Raw genomic sequence first — 24,388 nt, forward strand, 5'->3', positions numbered from 1 at the left:
GGTCAGGCGGACCCGATCAGCAACGTGACATTGTCGGTCCGCGGATTGCCGGGTGCCGAAGCATCGGCCCTTTCCACATGCAGCACGCGATGCAGCACTTGGGGCACACCATAGGCGTGGCTTGCCATGCTGCCGGGAAAGACCGCCAATGTGCGCCGGTCGATGGGTAGGTCGACCCATTGCCCGTTCATGAAAATCTGGGTCAGCATATGATGACGTTGACCACATAGGGCCGAAAAATAGCGATAGTCGACATGCGCGCCCTCGATCAGGCGCTGCCCCGGCGCAAGGTCGTGCCTGCGATCACCACGCAGCAGCCAGCGGTTGATCGCCGCGACAATGCGTCCGACGCCCGGCACACACGCCATTATTCCGTAAAGGTCGGACGCGCCTCGCCCGCTCAGCATGCCCGCAGCCTCCCAGCGTCGTTCGTCGAGCGCGCAGCCTGCCCGTCCCCAGCGCCCCAGCGAATTGCGCGCCAGCGCCCCCAGCCGGTCGAAATCGCCCATGCTTTCCTGATATTTCAGCCGTTGCACCACGATCCGGAAATCCAAAGGCGGCGTCCCCGGCGGCGCCAGCGCGGCCATCAGCCGGGAACCGACCGCCCAGCACTGATCGAGCACCGCCTGTTGCGTCGCATAACGCCGGTTTCCCTGCACGAAATAGGCCGGACGAGCGGTGACATGATCCGTGCCTCCATCGCGTGACAGCGCCATTTTCCGGGCGATATAGCCGTGCCGACCGGGCTGAAAGTAGAACAGGTCGCCCAGGCTCGCGGTGATGTCGCCGCTGCCATGATAGTTGCGCGCTATATCGACCAGCGACGCTTCCCAGGGCATTTGTTCGGCCGACTGTTCGAACAGCCCGTGCCACAGTTCGGCTATCACCTCCGGACAACGCACCAGCACCGCCGCATGGCCTGCGCCGAACAGGCGAGCCAGCGAGCCAGGCTCCAGATCCTGCAATGCCAGCTCCGCGATCATCCCGTTTTCCCCTGCGCGGAGCGTTCTTATCCTCGATCAAGCTCGGCGCAATGGCCCGAAATGGGCGATCCGGAATAGTCAGCAATGCACCAGAAATGCTTAGGAAAGCGACCGGCCTCTTCAGGCGCGGGCTATCGAAAAAAGCGGCATGGCCTGATCCGAAGGGTTAGCACCTATGCGCATCCATCCGCCCCGATGCGCTTTTGCTCTGACACGCGACAAGCCGCAATATCGGCATGATAGAGGGAACCGCCCTTCGCATGGGCCGTGCCCATGTGCCTTCGCGATGCGACAGGGGAGATTATCATGGCGTCTGCACGGCTGACACTGATCGACGGTGCTTCGTCCGGTGGCGGCGCGGAAAAGCCGGGCGACCTGTCCTTCGAATTGCAGCAAATGTCCGCGCGACAGATCTGGTTCCTGCTGCGTCGTCACATGAAGCTGGTGGCGGCCATCGTGATCAGCTGCGTGGTGGTGGTTCTGCTCGTCCAGCTGCAACTGCCCAACCGCTATGAGGCGACCGCCACGGTCCAGGTGGAGCTGAACGACTCTACCGGCTCCAACCAGGCCGACGCCACCCGCAACCAGCAGCGCGTCGCCAATGAGGCGCGCATGTATCGGTCGCAGGCGCTGGCCGAACAGGTGGTGCGCGACCTCAATCTGACGCGCAATCCCGCCTTCACCCATGGCGTGCCGATGACGGTGCAGCAGGGCGCCGTCCAGCTGACCAAGAATGTGCGGGTGGTGAGTTCGACCGATTCGGATTTCATCGACATCATCGTCCAGTCGCAAAAGGCGGAACTGGCCGCGCGCATCGCCAACCGCTTCGTCGACAGCCTCCAGAAGATGCGCTCGCAGCGTCGCCAGACCTGGCGCGATGGTCTAAGCACCGCGCTGGACAAGGAAACCGCGCGCCTCGCGCACGAGGTCGAGGTGGCCGAACGCAATGTCGCCGATTTCCGCCGCGCGCATCTGATGCCGATGGGAGCGGGCAGTGCGGAGGATTATCAGCAGATGAACCGCATCGCGGTGGAGGCCGCCTCCACCGCCGCGATGAGCAGCGCGATGCAGGCGCAGGCGGCGGGCGTCAGCCGCGCCGCCGCGATGCGGACGGTGGCGGGCGCGACCTCTCCCGCGCTCGACAACCTCCAGAAGCAATATGACGACCTCGTCCGTCAGCGTTCCGAAATCTCGGTACAGATGGGCGCTGCCCATCCGCAAATGCGGGCGCTTTCGGCGCAGATCGCGCAGGTCGGCGATGCCCTGCAAAAGGAGCGGGCTGCCGTCGTCGTCACCCAGCAGACGAAGAACGATACCGACGCCGGGCGCGAACGGGCGATGGCGGTGGCGGAGGCCAGCGCGGCTTCGGCCCGCGCCGGGCAGCTTCAATCGAAACTCAATGCGATCACCGGTGCGGCCTTCCGCAACAACGCGAACCTCGTCGACCTGTCGATCCTCGACCGGCGGGCGGAGGTCGCGCGCCAGGCCTATCTCACCACGGCGCAGCGGGCCCAGACGGTGCAGTCGGAACTGGAAACCACAGGTGTCAACTCGACCATGGTGTCGGCCGCCCCCGTGCCGCTCTATCCGGTGGCGCCCGCACCCAAGAAGATGGCGCTGGCCGCTTTCGTCGGCTCGTCCGTCCTGGCCTTTCTGATCGTGCTGGGGATCGAGATGTTCGACAACCGGCTGCGCAGCGGCGACCAGCTCCGTCGGCTCTTCGGCCTGCGTACGCTGGCGATGCTGCCCCGGCTGGAGGGGACGATCGGCACCACGATCGAGGAAAATCCGGTCATCACGGAACCGCAGTCGCTTTTCACCGAAGTGGCCCGCAACCTGGCCAGCGAGATAGAGGATATTCCCCATGACGGCGCCAGCCAGCGCGTGCTGGTGACCTCGCCTTTGCCGGGTGACGGCAAGTCCAGCGTTGCCCTGACGCTGGCCGCCGCCGCCGCCTCCATGGGACGCCGCGCCATCGTGGTCGATCTGGACCTGCGCCGGCCCGGTCCCAGCATCTTGCGGTCGATCCAGCATGAATCGGACACTCCAGACCTGATCGAAGTGCTGACCCATGCCGGCGAGAGCCGCCGGCTCATACCCCAGGCCGAACCCCATGTGGACCATGACGTGGCCGAGGGTGCGGCGCCCCGTGCGCTGATGCCGGTGGTGCTCAGCACCCGCGAACAGATCCGCAATCCCGCCGCCGTCGTGCAGGGATGGCAGGTCGGCCGTCTGCTCGATGACCTGCGCGACCGGTTCGATCTCGTCGTCATCAACGCGCCCGCCATCCTGGCCGTGCGGGATGCCCGGACGCTCTCCACCCTGGCGGACTCGACGGTGATGGTCGTGCGCTGGGGCCATACCACGGTCGAACAACTGCGCGCCTCGCTCCAGATGGTGAACAACCAGGTGGTCGGCGCCGTCTTCAACCAGGTCGATTATGAGGAACATGCAAGGCGCGGCTATGGCGACGCCGTGCAGTTCTACATGGGTTCGGCCGCTTATTATTCCGACAGCTTCCCGGTCCGGCAGAGCTGGGTGAGCCGGGTGCGCCATGCCTTCGCGCGTCAGGCCGCGTGAGCGCGCTGCCGCCCTCGCCTCCGGCTTCGCCGCAGATTATTTGTTTCGAAAGCGTAATAGTGGAAGAGGATGCCTCGAAAATCAAACTCCTGATCATCGACGGCAGCCCGCTGCGCCGCGCCTGCATCGTTGTGGCGCTGGGCACGGCGGGGACCCGGGTGCTGCCGCAATTCGGACTGGAAACCGCAGGGGCGGTGGAAATGCCCGACGTCATCCTGTTCCAGACGGGCGATTCCGATGCGGAGACCGCAGCCCTTCCCATCCAGATTGGCGAAGCCAGGCGGCGCTGGTCCGCGGCCGCGATCCTGGTGGTCGCCGACCATCATAATGAAGCGCTGATGCAGGCGGCCGTCGCCGCGGGCGCGCAGGGATTGCTGCACTCCAGCGTGGACATAGCCACCATGCAGAAGACGCTGTCCCTGCTGAAGGAAGGGCTGGCGGTCTATCCCGCGGCCCTTGCGAGGGGCCTGTACGCACGGCTGGCGTCTGCGGCCGGAACCAACGGGGTCAATGAACGGATCGCCGTGGCGGTGGACAAGTTCAAGCTGCTGACCAAGCGGCAACGCGACGTGCTCCGCCTCCTCGCCCAGGGGGCCTCCAACAAGGACATCGCCCAACGGCTCAACATCAGCGAGAGTACGGTGAAGGTTCATGTGCGGGCGATCATGGCCGTGAACGGCGCTTCGAACCGCACCCAGATCGTCGCTCATCTGCTCAAGGGCGGTGACGACGAGGTTTAGGACCGGCATGGGGGCCCAGCCTGTCGCAGCGAAAGCGCCGGTTTAATTCATCCTGCCGTTGCCGCCACCGGCCGCACCCGTGCCCGGCGCAGCCAGATCACGTCCAGCAGCACCGCTGTCACAACGCCCAGAATGACATGGGCGATGTTGCCGCCGATCGGCCCGTAGCGCGGCACGGCATAGGCCGCGACCGCGACGAACAGAGCCGTGCCGAAACCGGATATCGCCAGCACCTTCCAGCTCTGGTTCATCGCCAGCATCGCCGACCGCGATGGCGCGGCATGCAGCATCAGCATCACGGCGATCAATTGGGTCAGCAGCAATATATAGGTTTGGGAATAGGCCTCACCCGGTCCCAGCCGGATCAGGAGAGGTCCAAAGAGCCAGGCGCCCGCCAGCATGGCAAAGCCCACCGCAGCCAGTGCCGCCTGCACTTGCAGGGTCGCCCCGCGGAAGTTGCGGATATTGCCGTTCGCCCACATGCGGGCGACGTCGGGATAGACCACCGCCTGTACCTGTGCGCCGACCTGGGTCGCGACCTTGGCGATCCGCTTGGCAAGATAATAGACCGCCGCCGCCGAACTGCCCGCTACCGCGCCGACGAACAGCGAGTCCGCTTCCGTGGTGATGACGCGCAATGTCAGTGACAGGTTGGTCGAACAGGCGAAACCGAAGAAACCGGGGAAATCCCTTACCAGTCCCTTCAGCCGGGCGCGCAGGGGGTTGGGGATGCCCATCTGCCGCAGGGCGCGGAAGCCGACCCAGAAGACCAGCACCGATCCCAACGCCTGCGATACGGTCCATGCCACCATGAAGCCGACGACGCCCGCATGCATCATCATGCAGATGAAAGCGAGCAGGATGCGCAGCACATTGCCGGCAACCTGCGCATAGGCCAGCATCTTGAACTGGCCGGACAGGCGCAGGGCGGCGGTCGGCACGCCCGCGATGTTGAACAGGGTCGCGACCGAATAGATCGCCACCAGTTCCACATGCAGCGGTTTCAACCCGAACAGCGGTCCGAACAGCAGGGCCAGGCCGATCGCGCTGAAGGCGGCCAGCGCGGCCGCGCCCATGTCGAGCATCAGGCCGTAGCAATAGAGCCGCTGCATCCGTCGAGGCGAACCTTGCGCCTCCTCCTGCACGGCGAAGCGGATCAGCGGCTGCCAGGATTCAAAGCGCAGGATGCGCTCGACCACGCGGTTATAGGAGAGGACCAGGACCATGACGCCGTAGGTCGCAGGTCCCAGCGAACGGGCCGCCATCGCGACGCTCACCAGCATGATCAGCGCGTTGAGGAAATTGCCCGACAGCAAATGCCCCACCGCGACCAGCCGGCCCCGGGTTCCCTTGACCAGGAATCCCCCGAACCGACCGCGCAGCATGGGCAAGGCGCGTGCGGTCAGCACGCCCTTGATGGTATCATTCATGACGATCCCCCCATTGGGGTCGTGGAGATCAGAGTCGGTTTGCGACCCCGGCCAGTTCCAGAACCGGCAATTGCGCCGGATGAGGAATGCTGACGGGCAGTTCGGGTTCAACCTCGGTCACGCGTCCGCGCATCCCGTGATTGGCGGCCCAGATCGCTGCCTGGGTGCGGTTCTTGACGCGCAGCTTGCGCAGCACCGCCTTTACATGGACCTTCACCGTCGCTTCGCTGATGTCCATCCGCTTGGAAATGACCTTGTTCGGGCATCCCATGATCAGCCAGCGCAGGATTTCCAGCTCCCGGTCGGACAGGCAGGCGGCATCCACCGGCCGTTCGACCTCCAGTGCATCGGTCAGGCTGGGCCGCGATTGCAGCTCATCGGCCAGTTGCGGCGGCAACACCCGCTCGCCCATGGCCACCAGACGCAGCGTCGCCACCAGCCGGTCGCAGGAGATTTCCTTGACGATATAGCCCAATGCCCCCAACCGGAAAGCCTTGAGCATGATCTGGAAATCGAACCTGTCGGATAGCAGGACAAGATAGGAACAGGGGAAACGCTTGCGCAGAACGGACAGCGTTTCGACGTCCATCGATTCGGTTCCATCGTCGATCAACAACAACGATGGTCCGGTATCTTCTTCCGGCACCTCAATCTGTTGAAGTGCCGTTGTTATGCTTGGAAATTGAGTGACACGGAAGTCCCGCTCCATCAGGATACGGCTCAAACCCTCCCGAACTATCGCATTACCGCACAACAGACGCACATTGACTGGGTAAGACATTGGGTGGTCCCCTCATGATCTCTCCTACCCCCGTAAGCAGGCCCCAAACGGGATGTAGAAGACCAGTAAGTAAATGCCTGTAGTGCGACCCTTTCTTTTTCTTTCAACCACTTATCGGTAACCTCTTTGTGCGCGCTTAGGCCCCCGATGTACAATAGAAATTTGGGGGTAGTGCAATATCCCGTTAACATATTGTTAAGCTGTAAAATTTTTTGGCCGATTTGGCGGGTATATTGCAAGCGCAGCAGCAAGCCTTACTACTTTGGTGGTATCGCGAACGGTGTAAATCGAGATTCGTTTCGCGAATCCATTTTTGCATGATTCGCAGCGATTTATGATCCATGTTAATTAATTTGGCGTATGAGAACAAAGGCTTCGGCAGCATGCCGGTAGACCGTCGCCCCCCTCGTCGTCGCCAGTGCGCGAATGGCTTCGACGGATCGTTCGTCCGGGGCGGGCTTGACCTGGGTTTCGAACGAGCAGAAGGCGGCGATCTTCCGTTCCAGCGTCGAACTGATGTCGACGAACAGATTGGGGATGAAGGCCGGCGTGACGCCTGGTGCCAGCCAGTTGGTCTCCGACAGCGTTTCGTAAGCCGCGACGCAGCTCGGCCCCGTGCTGCTGCGCGGGCGCGCATGAACCAGTGCTGCGTTGAAGACAATCTGATGATCGAGGTGGATGTCGCCGATGAAGGGGATCAGCAGCAGATCAGGGTCGATCCGCGCCAATGCCGATGAGAGGGCATGGTTCAGATCGCTCCTTCTGAGTTGATCGAGATTGGCTGCCGGGAAATCCAGGAATATCGTGCTTTTCACACCGATGATTTCATGCGCGCGCAGCGTTTCACTTCTAATACGCTGCACCAATTCTTCGTCGAACAGTGGCGGCTGGCCACGGGTGACGACGATGACATGGACATCCGCGCCCTCCGCCACTGCCCGCGCCATGGTGCCGCCGCAGCCCAAAATCTCGTCGTCCGCATGGGGGGCGACGATCGCGATACGGCGCGAATGGGAAAGCAGGGACATGGGCTATTCCCCCAGAAGGATATGGAGCCGGGGCGGCTTGTCGGGGCCGCTCCATCGCGTCGCGGTAAGGGCGGTGTTCTCCCCGCACAGCACCGTGAAACAGTCGGCGGTGCGCAGGACGATCTGGCCCGGCCGCGCGGCGTGGCGCGCCCCGATGTCGGACAGGACGGCCGACCAGATGCGAAGGTCGGCGCCGCCGGCCTTGGTGAAGGCGCCGGGATAGGGACGGCCCGTGGCCCGGATCAAGCGCAGCACATCCTCCGCCCGCTGGGCCCAATCGATCCGTCCATCCCCCGGTGTCCGTCGCGCGGCCCAGGTCGCGCAGCTTTCATCCTGGTTCTTGCGCGGCATGTCGCCCGCCGCCAGCCGATCCAGCGATCGGTCGAGCATGGCGGCAAGCGCCTCCATATGCTTGGCGTAAAGCGAAGCCGCCGTTTCCATCGGCGCGACATGGAAGAAGTGCTGATCCAGGATCGCGCCGGTATCCGTCCCCGCATCGATCCAGAACAACGTCCCGGCGGTGATCGGTTCCTGTTGCAAGATGGTCCAGGGAATGGCGGCGCGCCCCCTCAGCCGGGGCAGGGCGGCGGGATGGTAGCCGATCACCCGATCTGGAAACAGCTCGCGAAAGGCGGTCCCGCAGATTTGCGACCAGCCCATGACGAATGCCATGTCGGCTCGGGTATCGCGCAAGGCGGACAGCGTTTCTTCGCGGTTGATATTGTCGACATGGATGACCGGGCAGCCCCGGTCCCGTGCCACTGGGCCCAGATCGACGAAATCCGAATGGCGCTCCGCCAGCGCCGGATCGAGCGTGACGACGGCCGCCACGTCCCAGCCGGAATGCCGTGTGATCGCGTCGAAGGCGATGCGGGTGGTTTCAACCGCCCCAATGAGGAGGGCGCGCTTCGTCGACATGCCAGTTGATCCTCTTTTCGCCGGCAACCACGACCAGCAGCGTGCGCAGGATGATCCACGCGTCCAGCCATGCGCTGCGGTTGCGCACATACCAGAGGTCGAAGCGCAGCTTCTCCTCGACGGTCAGCAGCGTATTGCCGCTGACCTGTGCCATTCCGGTGAGGCCCGGCCGCACCGCTCCGCGCAGCCGGCCATCCTGCCGCATCGCACGGATGGTTTCGGTCAGCAGCGGGCGCGGTCCGACGAAATCCATGTCGCCCCGCGCTATGTTGATGAGTTCGGGGAGTTCATCCAGCCGCGATCTGCGCAGGAACCGGCCCAGTGCCGTCACCCGATCGGCATCGGGCAGTGGTAAGCCCCGCCCGTCGCGCGCATCGCGCATGGTCCGGAACTTCACCATCTCGAAAGCTTGCCCGTTCTGGCCGCTGCGCCGCTGGCGGAACAGCACCGGCCGCCCCATGTCGAGCAGCACCAGCGCGCCGAGCAGCAGCAGCAGGGGCGAAAGCAGCGCGAACAGAGCAAGAGCCAGCAGTCCTGCCGGTCGGAGCCAGGCGCTCATAGGCTTTCCGGCACCAGCAAGGTAGGCCTGGGCGTTGCAGCTGTCACGCTGGCGACCGTGGGGCCGTGCAGCTGCATGGCTTCCAGCAGAACCGCGTTCACCTTGTCGACGTCATAGACCTCCGCTGCCGTCTGCCGTGCCGCACCGGCCATGGCCGCGACCAGCGCCGGATCGGCGATCAGCTTTTCCATGGCGGCCGCCAGCGCCGCCGCGTCGCGCGGCGGCACCAGCAGGCCGTTGACGCCTTCGTTGATCGGATCGCGGCAGCCCGGCATGTCGGTGGTGATGACCGGCCGCCCGGTCGCCAGAGCCTCCAGGATCGTGCGCGGCAATCCCTCGCGATAGAAGGAGGGCAGCACGAAGACATGGGCGGAGGCGAGGAAGGGCCGAACATCGCGCGTTTCGGGCAGGAACTCGATCAGCCCGGCGTCGCGCCAGCTTTGCAGGTCGGCGGCGGTATATCCGGTCGGATTTTCGGTTTCCGGCCGGGTCAGCAGCAGGAAGCGGACATCCTTGCGCCGCCGCCGCGTGATCCGCGCCGCCTCCACATATTCGCCCACCCCCTTGTCGCGCATCAGTCGTCCCATCATCAGGAAGGTGAAGGGGCCGTCGGGCAGGGGCCGCCGGGAGAAATGGCGAACGTCGACGCCTGAACCGGCGACCTGCATCACTCGTTGGCCGGGCGAGACGATGCCGCTTTCCAGCATCACGCGATGATCGTCGCTGTTGAAGACGAAGATGCAGCGGGCTCGGGCCACGCCCGCCCGGTACAGCCGCGATACGATGGTCCGCAACCATCGCCGCTCGGCCGCCTCCTCGCTGAAGACATAGCCAAGGCCGCTCATGATCGCGAAATAGCGTGCGCCGACCAACCGCGCGGCCATGCCGCCATAGATGATCGGCTTTTGCGTATAGGCGACCACGACATCGGGCCGTTCGGCGCGCATCAGCCGGACATAATGGGCAAGGGTCCGGATATCGTGCAGCGGATTGGTGCCGGCCCGTGCCATCGGAGTCCGGCGGAAACGCACGCCCATGGCGGCGAGTTTCGCCACGACCTCCGGCTCCTCGTCGGGCGCGCAGGCGACGACATCATGTCCTTCGTCCACCATCCGCGCGATCAGGGCGCCCCGGAAATTGATCAGCGACCAGGACAGGCTGGACAGGATCACGATGTTCATGGGTCCTCAGTCTCCCTCGAAGGAAGGAGGTATCACAGGGCGCGCCGCGACCCGGCGGTGCATCGGTAGATTACCCGTTTGAGGCAGGAATGCGCGCGCCCGCGTCACCAGGTGCCCAGGTCCAGGCACCAATGAGAAAGGGACATAGCCATAAGGGGGACCGGTCCGCCCGCCGGGGCCGTTGGTGGGATAAAGGATAGTGACCGGTCGACCGATTACCGGAAACCGCCTGTTTCGATAGCTTTATGGCCACCGGTGGTTGGCGAGGGGCTGATGGTCCCCCGTTTTCCGCCGGATCATGGATCGGAGATATCGGGATGCGGGACATCGCGCCAGCCAGTCAGGACGGAACGCCGATCGCGCCGGATGCGCCCCGCGTGCCCCTGCTGCTGCGGCTGGAGGCCATGGGGCGGACATTCGCGATGCAGAGCCCCACACGTTTTTGGGCGATGCGGCTCGCCATCGTGCTGATGCTGGACGGGCTGATCATGCTCGGCAGCTTTGCGCTGTCGCGGCTCATCCTGTCCGACCTTGCCATGCCGCAGACCTTGTATGACCCCTGGTTCATGGCGCTGTTCGTCGGGGGCAATATGGCCGTGCTGTTCGCCATCGGCACCTATCGGCAAAGTTGGCGCTTCGTATCGATCGGCGATGCACTCTCGCTGGCGATCAGCCTGCTCGTCAGCGGCTGGCTGATCTGGATGATCACGGCGGGCCTGATCGCGCCGCAAAAGATGATGCGTGGGGTGATGACGATCTTCCTGACCGTCGACGTGCCGCTGACCGTCGCCCTGTTGCTCGCGGCCCGGTCGGTCAGGCGGGAATTGTTCAAGCATGTCCGATCGGCGCGCATGCGCCGGACCGTGCAGGCACGGCGGCGCATCCTGCTGCTGGGCGAACTCGACTGGGCGCGGGTGATGGCGGACCTGGTGCCGACAGATGCATCGGGCCTGGAGATTGTCGGCGTCATCTCCTTCGACGGGCATGACCGGCGGCTGAATCTCGGCGGCCTACCGATATTGGGGTCGCCCGACATGCTGCCGCAGATCGTCGCCGATCTCGACCGGGCGGGGAAACGCCCGGTCAGCCTTGTGGTGCAGGAGAGCAGCGAACGGCTCGACCGGCAGCAGATCCTGCGCATCGCCAGCCTGGCCGAGCAGGAAAATCTGGTCGTCTCGCGTTTCCGCAATCCCTGGACCAGCGCCCAGCCTCTGAACGGAGCGATGCATGGCGATCGCATGGCGATCGAGAAGATGCCGTTGGCGGAACTGCTCGGCCGGCCGGAAATCACCGTGCAGCACAGCTATCTCGAACGCGTCGTCACCGGTGCGCGGATTCTGGTGACGGGGGCGGGGGGAACGATCGGCGGCGAACTGGTGCGTCAGCTCGCTTATTATGCGCCGGTCGAGATCGTGCTGCTCGATCACAGCGAATATAATCTCTATGCCATAGAGATGGAGGCGCGGGAGAAATTCCCCCACGTCCGCTTCCATGCCGAACTCTGCTCGATCCGCCAGCGTCCTGCGCTCTGGCAGGTGTTCGAGCGGCGTCGGCCGGAGATCGTCTTCCACGCCGCCGCCTTGAAGCATGTGCCGATGGTGGAGGCCAATCCCTGTGCGGGCGTCCATACGAACGTCCTGGGCACCCGCAACGTGGCCGACGCCGTCTGCGAGTTCGAAGCCCGCGCGATGATCCAGGTGTCGACCGACAAGGCGGTCAATCCCGTCGGCCTGATGGGCGCGACCAAGCGGCTGGGCGAGCTTTACTGTCAGGCGCTCGACCTGATCGGCAGTTGCGATCCCGACAGCCCGCGCTTCCTGACGGTGCGCTTCGGCAACGTGCTGGGGTCCAGCGGATCGTTGATCCCGCTGTTCCAGCAGCAACTGGCGAACGGCAAGCCGCTGACCGTCACCCATCCGGATATCGAGCGCTTCTTCATGACGGTGCAGGAGGCGGTGTTGCTGATCCTGCAAAGCAGCGCCCGCGCGCTGGAGACCGATTCGGAACGCGGCACCATCTTCGTCCTCGACATGGGCGAGCCCGTGAAGATCGTCGAGATCGCCCGCCGCGTCATCCGCATGGCCGGGCTGCGACCGGAGATCGACGTGCCGATCAAGTTCATCGGTCTTCGTCCCGGCGAAAAGCTGTTCGAGGAACTGTTCGACACGTCGGAGGACAAGATCGAAAGCGCCATTCCCGGCATCTTCGAGGCCATGCCCTCGCCGATCCCGCTGGAATTGCTGGTGGAAGGATTCGGCCAGCTCGCCCGGCTGATCGCCGCGGGAGATGCGGATGAGCTGGTGCGGCTGACCCATGAGATGGTCGCGGCCTCGGCCAGTTCGCGCTGGGCCGAGATATTGCGGCGGCTGGCGGCGGAAAGTTCCGACACGCTGTTGATGATGCCGCGGCCGGTGGAAAGCCAGGCCGTGCTGCCTTCGGCCCCGCCTCTGCCGCGCGACGTCGCCTGATTCTGGGAGACCATGATGCAAGCCGCACCTGCCCAAGCCGCCATCCCGCTTCACCTCAGCCCACTCGACAATCCGCAGTTGCGCTGGCCGCAGCACGAGGCGGACGAGGTGGCGGCGGTGGTGCGCATTCTCGAAACCGGCCGGGTCAATTCGATGATCCATGGCGAGCAGACCCGGATGTTCGAGGCGGAGTTCGCGGCCTTTTGCGGGGTTCCCCATGCCATCGCCGTCAGCAATGGCACGGTCGCGCTGGAACTGGCTCTCAGGGCTCTGGAAATCGGGCCAGGGGATGAAGTCATCCTGCCGTCGCGCAGCTTCTTCGCCAGCGCCGCCTGCATCGTCGCGGTGGGTGCGACGCCGGTCTTTGCCGACATCGACCCGGTCAGCAACGCGATTGATCCGCAGTCCGCGCGCCGAATGCTGACGGCGCGAAGCCGTGCGATCCTGTGCGTGCATCTGGCGGGGTGGCCCTGCGACATGAAGGCGCTGCGGGCCTTGGCCGACGAGAGGGGGCTGTGGTTGATCGAGGATTGCGCCCAGGCTCATGGAGCGACCCTGCATGGCCGCCCGGTCGGTGGCTTCGGCGATGCCGCAGCTTTCTCTTTCTGCACCGACAAGATCATGTCGACCGGCGGGGAGGGGGGCATGGTCCTGCTGCGCGACGAAGCCCGTTGGAAACGCGCCTGGGCCTATAAGGACCATGGCAAGAATCCGGACAAATATTTCAGCCCCCCGACCGCCAGGGGCTTCCGCTATCTGCACGACAGTTTCGGCAGCAATTGGCGCATGACCGAGATGCAGGCCGCTATCGGCCGGGCGCAGTTGGTCAAGCTGCCCACATGGCTCGCCCGCCGTCGTCGCAATGCGGAGGTGCTGATGGCCCTGTTGAACAACGATCCGGCAGTCGAGGTGCCGCCAATTCCGGATCATATCGGCCATGCCTTCTATCGGCTCTACGTCACCGTCGCGGCCGACAGGCTGGACGAGGCGGGGACGGCGCCGATCATCGATCGCATGGCGCGTATGGGCATGCCGGTCGGCAGCGGTTCCTGCGCCGACATGACGCGGGAGGCCGCCTTCGCGGCGGTCGACGTGCGCCGCGACGGCACGCTGCCGGTGGCGCAGGATATGGGCCGTCGCAGCATCGCCTTTCCGGTCGACCATCTGCTGGACGAAAACGACATGCACCGTCTCGCCAACTGCCTGGAAATCGCGATGGCCGAGCTGGGATCCTGACGAAAGAGGACAGAAGATAATGAACGACCGCCTCCCGCATTTCGTTATCATCGGTGCCGTGAAGGGCGCGACGACCTGGATCCACAACCAGCTTCAGGACAATTCGGCGATCTACCTGCCTGCGCCCGAGCCGCATTTCTTCAGCCAGGATCATGCGCGTGGCCTCGACCATTATCGCCGCTTTTTCGATGGGGCGCGGCCGGATCAGATATTGGGGGAAAAGTCCGCCGACTATCTCGCCCATCCCGATGCCGCCGCGCGCCTCGCCGCCGCCCTGCCGGATGCGCGTCTGGTGGTGCAACTGCGCAACCCGGTCGACCGTGCCTATTCCGATTACAAGATGCTGTTCCGCCGCGGCACCGTGACCAAGGGGCCGGAACATTATCTGGATGGCCGTCCGAATGACCAGCCGCGTTTCCTGGAGGACGGCCTCTACGCCCGGCACCTGCGCCGCTGGCTCGGCCATTTCGACGCGGAGCAGATCAAGGTCCTCCTGTTCGAGGAGGTGAAGGCCGCGCCGGAAGCCGCCGTTGCCATCGTCAGCGATCATATCGGCGCGCCTTGCCATTATTCGACCCAGGTGGGGGCCGACCCGCGCAACGACAGTAGTGAGCGTTTCCTGCCGCTGCCCGTCCGCACCGCGCTCGCGCCGTTGAAGGAAGCGGTTCGCCCCTTGCGCGGTCACCCGATGTTCGAACGGGTGCGGGGGGTGTTCGCACGCCAGATCGCCTACCCGCCGCTGCCCGCCGCGCTCCGCCAGCGCATGGTCGACTATTATGCCAGCGACATCGCGGATCTGGAGGTCCTGATCGGCCGTGACCTCGACCATTGGAAGCGGGACCGGCGGCTGGCGGCCTGAATCGCGGGCCGCGTGTGGCCATCCGCCCACCCCCCCTTTGAGTCACCCCGAAAGCGGTGTCCGCCTCGCTCCTTTTTGCTGGGTCGTGATCCGTTATTGCCTGCGCTTGAATCAGCCGAAGGGCTTAAACTTCCGCTCATCCAATCGAGAGGGGACGCAGATGCGCAACCGGCTTTATCATGGTCTTTTCCTTGGCCTTTTTGCCGTGACGGCGGCCTGCTCCGGCGGGCCTTCGGGCCTTGCCAGCCTGCCGCCGGCCCCGACCGTCGCCTATCGGCTGGGGGCGGGCGATGAGGTGCGCGTGGCTATTCCCGGCCTTACCGCCGAGGATCCGGGCAGCAGCAGCTATACGATCAACGATCGGGGCCAGATTTCCCTGCCGATCCTGGGCGACGTCGATGCCAGCGGCAAGACGGTGCCCGAATTGCAGCTCAGTATCGCCCAGCAACTCACCCAGCGCCAGTTGCTCAACGCCCCCACGGTCAGCGTCCAGCCGGTCAGGCTGCGTCCCTTCTATGTGCTGGGTGAGGTGAAGAGTCCCGGCGAATATCAGTATCGCGCCGGCATGTCGGTGCTGGCGGCGGTCTCGGTCGCGGGCGGTTACACCTTCCGGGCGGAGCAGGGCAACGTCGCCATCACCCGCATGGTCGACGGCCGTCAGGTCGTGGGCCGGGCCAGCGAGCGCGACATGATCCAACCAGGCGACACGGTCCGTATCTATGAGAAGTGGTTCTGATGCGCGGCATGGCTTCGGGCGCCGCTGCGGCGTTCCTGTTGACCCTCGGCGTCCGTCCGGCATTGGCGCAGGACCTCCAGTCGCCCACATCCGCGCTGGATGCGCCCGAAGCGCTGTTCGTGCCCACGCCGTTGACGCTGGGCGGTGCGACGGTGGAGATCGGCGGCATCGCGCGGATCGAATATGACAGCAATATCTACGCCCAGGCCTTTGGCGAGAAGGATGATTTCCGTGCCGTCCTGCGCCCTTATGTCGAATTGAACCGGAAGGGCGGCGCAATCGACCTCACCGCCCGCGCGGAGGGCGATTTCCGTCGCTATTTCCAATATGGCAGCGAAAATGCGGAAGGCGGCAAGGTCGCCGCCGGTGTCGACTGGGCGCCCTCCACTTCGGACAAGCTGTCGGCGGATGCCAGTTGGCAGCATATCATAGAGGATCGCGGCGAACCGGAAGGCAACACCCAACCGTCGATCGGCCCGCGCGAACTCAACGCGCTGGAGGGGGAACTGGGCTATACGCATCAGGGCGCCCGGATCGGCTTCATGCTGCGGGGCACGGCTTCGCGTTTCCGCTACACCAAGGCGATCGATGACAATCGTGATCTCGACAATCTGGGCGCGCTGGCACGCGTGATGCTGCGCGTGTCGCCACTCATGAACGGTTTTGTCGAAGGCTTTGTGTCGAAGCGCGATTTCCGCCAGGTGCCGCAAACAGGTGAATTGAACCGGGATTCACGCACCTATGGCGGGCGCGCGGGCATTGCGATCGATCCCGGTGGCACGATCAGGGGGGAGGCGGCCGTCGGCGTCTATCGCTTCGATCCCAGGGACAGCCGGATCGATGCGCGGACCCGCCTGTCGGCGCAGGTCGGCCTCGTCTATTCGCCCCAGCCGCGGACGGCGTTGACGCTGGACGGCTTCATCGGCAATGTCGCCACCTATCGGACCGGCGTGCAGTCGCGCGAGGATATGCGCTTCCGGCTAGGCGTGTCGCAGGAAATCCGCCACAATCTGCGCGGTGAACTGGGTCTGGTCTATCGCCGCAGCAAATATTTCGGCACTGGGCTTACCGAGAAAATCTATGGCGTGACGGGCGAACTGGAATATGCGCTCAACCGCCGCATCGCCCTGGCGGCGACGGCCCGCTGGTCGAAGCGCAACAGCACGGACCCGCTGGACGATTATGACCGCACCCGTGCCGGGCTGGAGCTGCGGCTCCATTATTGACCTTGCCCTCGTCCCAAGCGGGGACGGCGGCACCCAAAGAGGCAGGCCCTAACCCCTTCGCGCAATGGACTTGGGGTGGCGCGGCGCGGACACTCACCGGCGTAACAGCGTGATTATACAGGACTCCGCCGCCATGCTGGTAAGGGCATCCAGGCCACCCAATGTCGCATTCGTCCTTCCCGGGCTGGGTGCGGGCGGGTCGGAACATATTGTCAGCCTGCTCTGCAACCATTGCGCGGCCCAGGGCTGGGCCGTCACCCTGATCGCGTTCGAGGACCCGTCGACCGCTCCCTATTACCCCCATCATTCCGATGTGCGGATCATCCGTCTGGGGATGAAGTCGCGCCGGCGCGCGGCGGCGTCGGGCATGCTGGCGATGGTGCGCCGGCTGCAACTGCTCAAGCAGGCGTTGAAGCGGGTCCGGCCCGAACTGGTGGTGAGCTTCCTCACCCGCACCAATATCCTGTCGGTCCTTGCCGCCCGCCCGCTTGGCATTCCGGTGATCGTGTCGGAACGCAACAATCCTGCACTCCAGCGCGTCGGGCCGATCTGGGACCGGTTGCGGCGGATGACCTATCCACGGGCCGTCGGTCTCGTCACCATGACGCAGGGAGCGATGGACTGGTTCACCGCGGCCATGGACGTGAAGGGCTGGGTCATCCCCAACCCGGTGCCCCCCGCGATCGGTTTGGCAGAGCGCCGCCCAGAAGGACGGATCATCGGCGCCGTCGGCCGGTTGGTGCCGCAAAAGGGCTTCGACCTGCTGCTTGCCGCCTTTGCCCGCGCGGCCCCGCGCATTCCCGACTGGAAGCTGGTGATCTGGGGCGAGGGGCCGGAACGCGCCGCGCTGGAGCGACAGCGCGATCGCCTTGGTCTTGCAGAGCGTGTCAGCTTGCCCGGCGTTACCCGGCATCCGGGCGAGTGGATCGGCGAGACCGACCTGTTCGTTCTCTCTTCCCGCTACGAGGGGTGGGGCATCGTCGTGGGCGAAGCCATGGGCGCGGGCCTGCCGGTGATCGCCTTCGACTGCCAGTGGGGACCGGCCGAAATGATCGAGCATGGGGTGAGCGGCCTGCTGGTGGCCAATGGCGACAGCGCCGCGCTGGGCGACGCCGTCGCTTCGCTCTGCAACGACGCGCCGCGCCGCATGGCGCTGGGTGACGGAGCCCGGCGGCGCATGGCGACGTTCGGGCATGACCAGGTGCTCGCCCGCTGGCAGTCGGTCATCGTCGCTGTTCTGGATCATCATCGCGTGAGGGTTGGATCATGAACATGCTGTCGCTGAAGGGCTTTGCGCGGGCGATGCGGCGGCGCCTGCGGGACGAACCCCATCTGCGTCTGGCCGCTGCGCGGGCCGATGCCTTTCTGGTGTCCTATCCCAAGAGCGGGCGGACATGGCTGCGTTACCTGCTCTCCTGCTATTTCGCGGAAAGCGCAGGGCTGGGGTTCGAGCCGGACCTCACCACCACCTTCCGGGTGCTGCCCAATTTCGATCGCGATCCAGTGCGCGGCATCGATGCCTTTGTCGGGCGGCGCAGCGATGTGGCGCTTCCTTCGGTCCTCGTGAGCCATCTGCCCTATCGAGAACGGCTGTTCCTCGATCGGCCCGTCCTGTTCCTGGTCCGCGATCCGCGGGACGTCATCGTGTCCGCCTATTTTCACGCGACCCGCCACAAGAAGAGCTTTGCGGGCGATATCGCGGATTTTCTGGATGAACCCAAATATGGGCTGGCGGCGCTGACCGGCTATCTGAACGGCTGGGCGGACGGACTGGCGGGACGGCCGCACCATCTCATCAGCTATGAGCATATGCTGGCCGAACCTGTGCCGACGGTGACGGCCATTCTCTCGTTCCTGGGCGTGGAGCCCAAGGGCGATCTCGTCGCCCGCGCCGTCGCCGCCGCGCAGTTCGACCGGATGCGCGACAAGGAACGCGACGGCGGCATTCCCGGCCATGATTATGACCGCAATGACGATCAGAGCCTGCGCATGCGCAGCGGCAAGGCGGGGACCTTCGGCCAATGGTTGAGCGCCGATCAGGCCGATCTGGTGCTTGAACGGTGCCGCGCCGAATTGTCGCCTCGCGCGCTCGACCTGCTTGCCGCCACGGGCGTCGATCTGGTTTGCTGACATGCGCATCTGTTCGATCATCACCAGCTTCACCTCGGGCGGCGCCGAAATGCTGGTCTGCAATCTGGCGGAGGCTTTTGCCGGAACGGGTCATGACGCGGCCGTGCTGGCGCTCAGCGACGCGGCGCAGGTCGGCAATGCCGCGCAGACCGAAGCCATGATGATGCAGCGCATCCGGCAAGCCGGAGCCAGGGCATTTTCGCTGGGGCAGGCGAACCGGAACAACTGGATCGGGGGAACGCTGGCGCTGCGTCGGGCGCTGCGATCGTTTCGGCCCGACGTGATCCATGCCCATACCGCCCGCGCCCTGCCGTTGGTCGCGCTCGCTATGCCGGGCGTGCCGGTGGTGCTGACCCACCATAACAGCCGTCTGTCCTTCCCACCTGCGGCTTTCCGCTTCTTCGACCCGATCGTGGACGCCTATGTCGCGATCAGCGACCAGTGCGCGGCTCTGCTGAAAGGGCATGTGCGAAAGCCGGTTCACCGGATCGAGAATGCCGCCAATACCCGCTTCCGGGCGGCGGCGGCGCGCCGGAAATCCGCGCAGGACCCCACCATCCTGGCTGTCGGGACCGTGTCGGAGCAGAAGGATTATCCGACGCTCGCTCAGGCGGCGCATCTGGCTGTACGCGCGCTCGCTGCCCAAGGCCGTACCGCCCGCTTCAGCATCGCCGGCGGCGGGCCGATGCTCGACCAGCTCAAGGCCGGGATCGCCGACGCACCCGTCGCGCTCCTGGGCGTGCGCGACGACGTCGACACATTGATGCGCCAGGCCGACCTGTTCGTGAACTGCTCGCTCTGGGAAGGGTTCCCCATCGCGCTGATCGAGGCGGCGATGAGCGGCCTGCCCATCGTCGCGACGCAGGTGGCGGGCAATCGCGAAATGGTCGTGCCGGGGGTCAACGGCGAACTGGTCCCGCCTTCCGATCCTGCCACCCTGGCACAGGCGATCGTGGGAATAGTGAGCGACGATGATCGCTATGCGGCCTTGTCCCAGGGTGCGCTGCGGACCGCCCGCCGCTTTTCGATCGAAAATTGCGCCGCCGCGCATCTCGCCCTTTATGATCAACTGCGGCCCAGGGGGCGAAGGCACCGCCGGATGAGCGGTGCGGCGATTAGGGATATACCCGCCTGACACGGCCTGCCGCCTTTCCATTCATGCTACCCCTATGATCCGAACCGCTCTGGAAGCTGGACCATGCGCATCGCGGCCCTGACGGATATTCACGCGGCGAGCCACCCGCTGCAACTCGCATTGACCGCCGCGCGCAGGGAGGGCTTCGACGCGATGCTGATCATGGGCGACCTGTTGACCTACGGCGTGCAGCCGCTGGAAACGCTGGAACTGGTGCACGGTGCGGTGGCGCGCGACCATGCCATCCTGATCAGCGGCAACCATGATCTGCTGTATCGGTCTTCACCCATGGGGGAAGCCTATCGGGCGGATCTGGCCGACTGGCTGCGCGAAAGCGTCGACTGGACGGCCGCCCATATACCGGCGGGCAGCATGAACGGCTTCGACTGGCGGGAAAGCTGGTCGACCGGACCATTATTCGCTGCCCATGCCAACCCGTTCGCTTATGGCGACTGGCGCTATATCCGTTCGGCCCAGGATGCGGAGGAGGCGGCGGAGATGGTCGCGGTGCGGGGGTTTCTCTATGGCTTGTTCGGCCATGTCCACCGGCAGCGCCGCTATGATTGCACCGCCGCCACCATCTTCACCCTGGGTTCGCTGGGTCAGCCCCGGGATGAGCGCGACCGGACCCCGAAATGGGCGATGATCGAAATCAGGGGAGATTGTGTGACCGTGGAATCGCGCGACATTGACTTTGACCCGGAGGATCAGATGCACGCCATCCGCGCCACCACCCTGTCCGCCGCCACGCAGGAGCGGCTCTGCCGGTTTTTCGCATGAAGATATTGGTCACGGGCGCAGGCGCCGTCCTGGGGCAGGGCATCATCAAATCGCTGCGGCAATCGACGCTGGATTGCAGCGTGATCGCGGCGGACCCCAATCCGTTATCCGCGGGCCTCTTTTGGGCGAATACCGCCTATCGCCTGCCCTTCGCGAACGATCCGGCCTTTGGCGACCATATCCACGAACTGCTCGACCGTGAACGGCCGGATGCCGTGCTGGTCGGGACCGATGTCGAACTTTCCTATTTCGCTGCCGAGCGCCATCGGCTCGAGGCGCTGTTCCGCACCCATGTGCTGGTCAGCGATCCGCGCGTGGTCGCGATTGCCGACGACAAGCTGGAAACCGCGCGCTTCTTCGAAAGCGTCGGTCTGCCGCACCCCGCCTCGGCAAGCGGCGATGAGGAGGAAATGGTGCGGGCGCTGGTCGAGAGCGTCGGTTTTCCGCTTGTCGTGAAGCCTCGCGTCGGCGCGCGCTCGGTCGGTGTGTCGCTGGTTCGTGACCGGGATGAACTGACGCAGGCGTTGGAAGGACGCTGCGGCCTCGTCGTGCAGGAGTGCGTGGGTGATCCGGAGTGTGAATATACCGCCAGCACGCTGGTCTTCGACGGCGAGGTCCAGGCGTCGATCGTGATGCGTCGCGACCTGCGCGACGGAAACACCTACCGCGCCTATACCGGCGATTATCCCGAACTGAACGCCAAGGTCCGTGTGCTGGGCCGGGCGCTGCAACCCCATGGCCCGGCCAATTTCCAGTTCCGGTTGGACGACCGGGGCATTCCTCGCGTGTTTGAAATCAACGCGCGTTTTTCCGGCACCACGCCACTGCGCGCGCTGGCGGGCTTCAATGAGGTCGAAATGTGCGTGCGCAAGCTGCTCCATGGCACGCCGATCGTCCAGCCGCCGGTCCGCTCCGGCACTATCCTGCGTTATCTGGACGAAATCTTCGTGTCGCAGGAACGGATCGACGCGGTGCGGTGAAGCCGTTGCTGGCCCTGACCGGCGGCTCGGGGTTCATCGGCCGCCATTTTGCCGAGGCTGCGCGGCTGCGCGGCTATCGTATCCGCCATCTCTCCCGGCAACGTCCGGCGGGGGAGGGGGATGAATGGCGTTACCTCGATCTGGCGGCGCCCGGCATCGGATCGGCCGATCTGAAGGGTTGTTCCGCGCTTATCCATCTGGCGGCGCATATTCCGACCGACCATCGCGATCCGGTGGAAGCGGTGCGGTGCTGGCGGGTCAATGCGCTTGGCACGCTGCATCTGGTGGAGGCGGCTGTCCGGGACGGGGTGGGCCGGGTGATGCATGCCGGCAGCGCCAATGCCTATGCCCCTACGGCCGTTCCGCCGGACGAGAATGCCCCGCTCTTCCCAGGCAGTCGCGGCTATTATCTGGGGTCGAAGATCCTTCAGGAAATCTACGCGGCGGAATGCTGCCGGACGAGCGGGATGATGCTCCAGACCCTGCGGCTGGGTTCGGTCTATGGACCGGGCCAGCATGGCGGCGCGCTGGCCGCCATGGTGCGGGCGGCGGCAGGCGGGACCATCGGCGTGCATGGTGAAGGCCAGTTCGGATCGGACCTGGTTGCGGTCGATGACGTGGTGCAGGCGCTGCTGCTGCTGCTGGAGAGCGGCGCAAGCGGTCCGTTCAACGTCGGCAGCGGCGTGCGCACGACCGTAGCGGAGCTGGCCGACCTGCTGGCCCGGCAAAGCGGCGCCGTGATCCGTCGTGAAACGACGGGCGAGGAGGATTGGGGCTTCCCTGCGCTCAATATCGATCGCCTGCGCCGGCATGGCTATCGGCCCATGCCCCTCGCGAAAGGCCTAAGCGCCATGCTTGACGGATTGGACCTTCCCGGTCGAGCCGAGCGCCCGATCAGCTCCCGTTAGGGCCGCCGCCGGTGTTGCTGCCGCCTCCGCCGCCGCCCATTCCGCCAGCACCGACCGCGCCGATATTGCCGAAAATCTCGTCGAACAGGCTGCGATGGCGGCCCAGCGTCGGGGTCTTGTCGCCTGAGGGAGAAATTTTCGCGACCTGCTCCAACCCCATGCGATCGACCGCAACGACATTGCCCGCCGCGTCGAAGCGGACATGCAGCACCGTCTGGGACACAGGCTTGGGGTTGGAAAAGGCGAGTGCGCGCATGTCGCGCGACACATAATACCAGTCCTGGTCGCCGAACTGCGCGGTGAAGCTGGGGCGGCCCAGCGTGCCTTCGACCGAGGCGCGGTTATCGATGCCCGGCTGGACCGAATCGACCAGCAGCTTGTCGACCTGATAGCCCTGATGGGTTCGGATGCGCGTGCAGCCCGACGCACCGAGCAGTAGCGCACAAAGGCTTGCGCCAAGCAAAATCCGCCCGCTGCGGGATTGGCGGCTGAACTGGCGCATCAACTTCTCCTGCGGGGGAAACCCCGGACCGTGCCGAAAAACAAAGCCGCCATTGCATCGGGCGGCTGGCCGATCAATATGGAAATGCAGGGGCCTCGGCAAGGGGCCGCCTTTCGGTTCAGCCAGGAAACTCTCTCGTCATGCCCAGCATCTTCCAGCGTCTGTTCGCCCAAAGCGACCCCAAGGACGCGATGCGCCCCCTCTACAACGCCATCGTGGTGGAGGGTCGCCAGCCCCATTGGTATGTCGAGGGGCAGGTTCCCGACACGATGGACGGCCGGTTCGACATGATCGTCGCGATCCTGGCGCAGGTGTTGATGCGGCTGGAGGCGCTGGACGGGCAGCAGGAAAGCGTGTGGCTGACCGAATTGTTCGTCGACGACATGGACGGCCAGCTCCGGCAGGAGGGGATTGGCGATGTCGTCGTCGGCAAGCATATCGGCCGGATGGTGAGCGCGTTGGGTGGGCGCCTGTCGGCCTATCGCGAGGCACTGGCGGGCGAGGGAGATTTTGCGGAAGCATTGACGCGTAACCTCTATCGCGGCCAGACGCCGCCGGCCGACGCGATCGCCCATGTCGAATCGCATCTGCGTGCGCGCTGGGTGCGGCTGGGTTGCCTCAGCCGCGACGCGCTGATCGCCGGAGACCTTGGATGACCAACAGTAGCGAATTTTCCCGGCCCGTGCGGGTCGACCAGCTCGCCCGTCATGCCCAGCCGGTGACGATCACCGCCGATGCCGCCGAGCGCGAGGCGCTGGCCAAGCGCTTCCATCTGCTCGCCCTTGACCGGCTGGAGGCGGATTATGCGTTGAGCGAGGAGAATGGCGCGATCTTCGCCCGCGGTCGCGTGCGCGCGGCGCTGGCGCAGCCCTGCGTCGCGACCGGCGTGCCGGTGCCGGAGACGGTCGATACCGATTTCCTGCTCCGCTTCGTCAAGGAAGGCACGGAAGCGCCCGAAGGCGACGAACTGGAACTGGATGCCGAGGATTGCGACACCATCGGCTATGACGGCCTGGTCATCGACATGGGGGAGGCCGTGGCGGAGACGGTGGCGCTGGCCATGACCCCCTATCCCCGCTCGCCCGAGGCCGACAGCCTGTTGCGCGAGGCCGGAGTGCTGACCGAGGAACAGGCCAGCCCCTTCGCCGCCCTGCTGTCGCTCAAGGACAGGAAATGAGCCCGCGCGCTTAGCCGATCCGGGGTGTTTCCCTTCCGTTCTGCCCTGTGG

23 protein-coding genes are annotated in these 24,388 nt (G+C 65.1%); 15 read left to right on the plus strand and 8 right to left on the minus strand.

The features are described 5' to 3' along the window. Nucleotides 1-2 precede the first annotated feature (2 nt). Nucleotides 3-983 carry a 2OG-Fe(II) oxygenase family protein gene (locus YP76_RS03030; protein ID WP_046762101.1) on the minus strand — a complete coding sequence of 327 codons (981 nt, stop codon included), beginning with the start codon at nucleotides 981-983 and terminating at the stop codon, nucleotides 3-5. A gap of 306 nt (nucleotides 984-1,289) precedes the next feature. Here YP76_RS03030 and YP76_RS03035 point away from each other — a divergent pair, with 306 nt between their 5' ends. Together YP76_RS03035 and YP76_RS03040 are read left to right on the plus strand one after the other, a co-directional pair. Next, the gene (locus tag YP76_RS03035) at nucleotides 1,290-3,563 is read left to right on the plus strand and encodes a GumC family protein (RefSeq protein WP_046762102.1); all 2,274 of its coding nucleotides are present in this window, start codon (nucleotides 1,290-1,292) and stop codon (nucleotides 3,561-3,563) included. A gap of 59 nt (nucleotides 3,564-3,622) precedes the next feature. Further along, nucleotides 3,623-4,303: a helix-turn-helix transcriptional regulator gene (locus tag YP76_RS03040; RefSeq protein ID WP_046762103.1), complete on the plus strand. Its 681-nt coding sequence runs from the start codon at nucleotides 3,623-3,625 to the stop codon at nucleotides 4,301-4,303. Between the two features lie 47 nt (nucleotides 4,304-4,350). Here YP76_RS03040 and YP76_RS03045 read toward each other — a convergent pair whose 3' ends face one another. The 6 genes from YP76_RS03045 to YP76_RS03070 form a co-directional block, all read right to left on the minus strand. Then, nucleotides 4,351-5,733: a lipopolysaccharide biosynthesis protein gene (locus YP76_RS03045; protein WP_046762104.1), complete on the minus strand. Its 1,383-nt coding sequence runs from the start codon at nucleotides 5,731-5,733 to the stop codon at nucleotides 4,351-4,353. A gap of 28 nt (nucleotides 5,734-5,761) precedes the next feature. Further along, entirely contained in the window at nucleotides 5,762-6,379 is a 618-nt protein-coding gene (locus tag YP76_RS03050) for a LuxR C-terminal-related transcriptional regulator (protein WP_232307424.1), read from the minus strand. Nucleotides 6,380-6,858: 479 nt separating this feature from the next. Then, nucleotides 6,859-7,542, minus strand: a complete 684-nt coding sequence (locus YP76_RS03055) for a PIG-L deacetylase family protein (protein WP_046762106.1) — start codon at nucleotides 7,540-7,542, stop codon at nucleotides 6,859-6,861. A 3-nt stretch (nucleotides 7,543-7,545) separates the two neighbouring features. Next, entirely contained in the window at nucleotides 7,546-8,460 is a 915-nt protein-coding gene (locus YP76_RS03060) for a formyltransferase family protein (protein WP_046762107.1), read from the minus strand. Next, entirely contained in the window at nucleotides 8,423-9,019 is a 597-nt protein-coding gene (locus YP76_RS03065; RefSeq protein ID WP_046762108.1) for a sugar transferase, read from the minus strand. Before YP76_RS03065 ends, YP76_RS03060 begins: the two co-directional genes overlap by 38 nt. After that, the gene (locus YP76_RS03070) at nucleotides 9,016-10,200 is read right to left on the minus strand and encodes a glycosyltransferase family 4 protein (RefSeq protein WP_046762109.1); all 1,185 of its coding nucleotides are present in this window, start codon (nucleotides 10,198-10,200) and stop codon (nucleotides 9,016-9,018) included. Before YP76_RS03070 ends, YP76_RS03065 begins: the two co-directional genes overlap by 4 nt. A gap of 317 nt (nucleotides 10,201-10,517) precedes the next feature. Here YP76_RS03070 and YP76_RS03075 point away from each other — a divergent pair, with 317 nt between their 5' ends. From YP76_RS03075 to YP76_RS03125, 11 genes are all read left to right on the plus strand, one after another. Then, entirely contained in the window at nucleotides 10,518-12,668 is a 2,151-nt protein-coding gene (locus YP76_RS03075; protein WP_046762110.1) for a polysaccharide biosynthesis protein, read from the plus strand. 15 nt (nucleotides 12,669-12,683) lie between these two features. Beyond that, on the plus strand, nucleotides 12,684-13,904 hold the full coding sequence (locus tag YP76_RS03080) for a DegT/DnrJ/EryC1/StrS family aminotransferase (RefSeq protein WP_232307425.1): 1,221 nt from the start codon (nucleotides 12,684-12,686) through the stop codon (nucleotides 13,902-13,904). Between the two features lie 19 nt (nucleotides 13,905-13,923). After that, a complete protein-coding gene (locus tag YP76_RS03085; protein ID WP_232307426.1) occupies nucleotides 13,924-14,763 on the plus strand; it encodes a sulfotransferase in 840 nt (279 codons plus the stop codon). Nucleotides 14,764-14,923: 160 nt separating this feature from the next. Further along, on the plus strand, nucleotides 14,924-15,499 hold the full coding sequence (locus YP76_RS03090; RefSeq protein WP_046762113.1) for a polysaccharide biosynthesis/export family protein: 576 nt from the start codon (nucleotides 14,924-14,926) through the stop codon (nucleotides 15,497-15,499). Then, nucleotides 15,499-16,725 carry an outer membrane beta-barrel protein gene (locus tag YP76_RS03095; protein ID WP_046762114.1) on the plus strand — a complete coding sequence of 409 codons (1,227 nt, stop codon included), beginning with the start codon at nucleotides 15,499-15,501 and terminating at the stop codon, nucleotides 16,723-16,725. The genes YP76_RS03090 and YP76_RS03095 overlap by 1 nt, the downstream gene beginning before the upstream one ends. A gap of 109 nt (nucleotides 16,726-16,834) precedes the next feature. Further along, the gene (locus YP76_RS03100) at nucleotides 16,835-17,995 is read left to right on the plus strand and encodes a glycosyltransferase family 4 protein (protein WP_232307427.1); all 1,161 of its coding nucleotides are present in this window, start codon (nucleotides 16,835-16,837) and stop codon (nucleotides 17,993-17,995) included. Continuing rightward, a complete protein-coding gene (locus YP76_RS03105) occupies nucleotides 17,992-18,855 on the plus strand; it encodes a sulfotransferase domain-containing protein (protein WP_046762116.1) in 864 nt (287 codons plus the stop codon). Before YP76_RS03100 ends, YP76_RS03105 begins: the two co-directional genes overlap by 4 nt. Before the next feature lies 1 nt (nucleotide 18,856). After that, the gene (locus YP76_RS03110; protein ID WP_046762117.1) at nucleotides 18,857-19,990 is read left to right on the plus strand and encodes a glycosyltransferase family 4 protein; all 1,134 of its coding nucleotides are present in this window, start codon (nucleotides 18,857-18,859) and stop codon (nucleotides 19,988-19,990) included. Nucleotides 19,991-20,053: 63 nt separating this feature from the next. Further along, entirely contained in the window at nucleotides 20,054-20,770 is a 717-nt protein-coding gene (locus tag YP76_RS03115) for a metallophosphoesterase family protein (protein ID WP_046762118.1), read from the plus strand. Further along, nucleotides 20,767-21,750 (plus strand): ATP-grasp domain-containing protein, encoded by a 984-nt coding sequence (locus YP76_RS03120; RefSeq protein WP_046762119.1) that lies wholly within the window; start codon nucleotides 20,767-20,769, stop codon nucleotides 21,748-21,750. Before YP76_RS03115 ends, YP76_RS03120 begins: the two co-directional genes overlap by 4 nt. Then, nucleotides 21,747-22,658: an NAD-dependent epimerase/dehydratase family protein gene (locus YP76_RS03125; protein ID WP_084733001.1), complete on the plus strand. Its 912-nt coding sequence runs from the start codon at nucleotides 21,747-21,749 to the stop codon at nucleotides 22,656-22,658. The genes YP76_RS03120 and YP76_RS03125 overlap by 4 nt, the downstream gene beginning before the upstream one ends. On the opposite strand, the gene YP76_RS03130 is transcribed toward YP76_RS03125, so the two are convergent. Beyond that, on the minus strand, nucleotides 22,645-23,160 hold the full coding sequence (locus YP76_RS03130; RefSeq protein WP_046762120.1) for an outer membrane protein assembly factor BamE: 516 nt from the start codon (nucleotides 23,158-23,160) through the stop codon (nucleotides 22,645-22,647). The two genes, YP76_RS03125 and YP76_RS03130, sit on opposite strands and share 14 nt — an antisense overlap. 140 nt (nucleotides 23,161-23,300) lie before the next feature. Between YP76_RS03130 and YP76_RS03135 the strand changes: the two genes are divergently transcribed. Continuing rightward, nucleotides 23,301-23,816: a ubiquinol-cytochrome C chaperone family protein gene (locus YP76_RS03135; RefSeq protein ID WP_046762121.1), complete on the plus strand. Its 516-nt coding sequence runs from the start codon at nucleotides 23,301-23,303 to the stop codon at nucleotides 23,814-23,816. Next, nucleotides 23,813-24,337 carry a YceD family protein gene (locus YP76_RS03140; RefSeq protein WP_046762122.1) on the plus strand — a complete coding sequence of 175 codons (525 nt, stop codon included), beginning with the start codon at nucleotides 23,813-23,815 and terminating at the stop codon, nucleotides 24,335-24,337. The genes YP76_RS03135 and YP76_RS03140 overlap by 4 nt, the downstream gene beginning before the upstream one ends. Nucleotides 24,338-24,388 lie beyond the last annotated feature (51 nt).

The sequence above is a fragment of the Sphingobium chungbukense genome, from assembly GCF_001005725.1.
In the GTDB taxonomy this organism is placed as follows: Bacteria; Pseudomonadota; Alphaproteobacteria; order Sphingomonadales; family Sphingomonadaceae; genus Sphingobium; species Sphingobium chungbukense.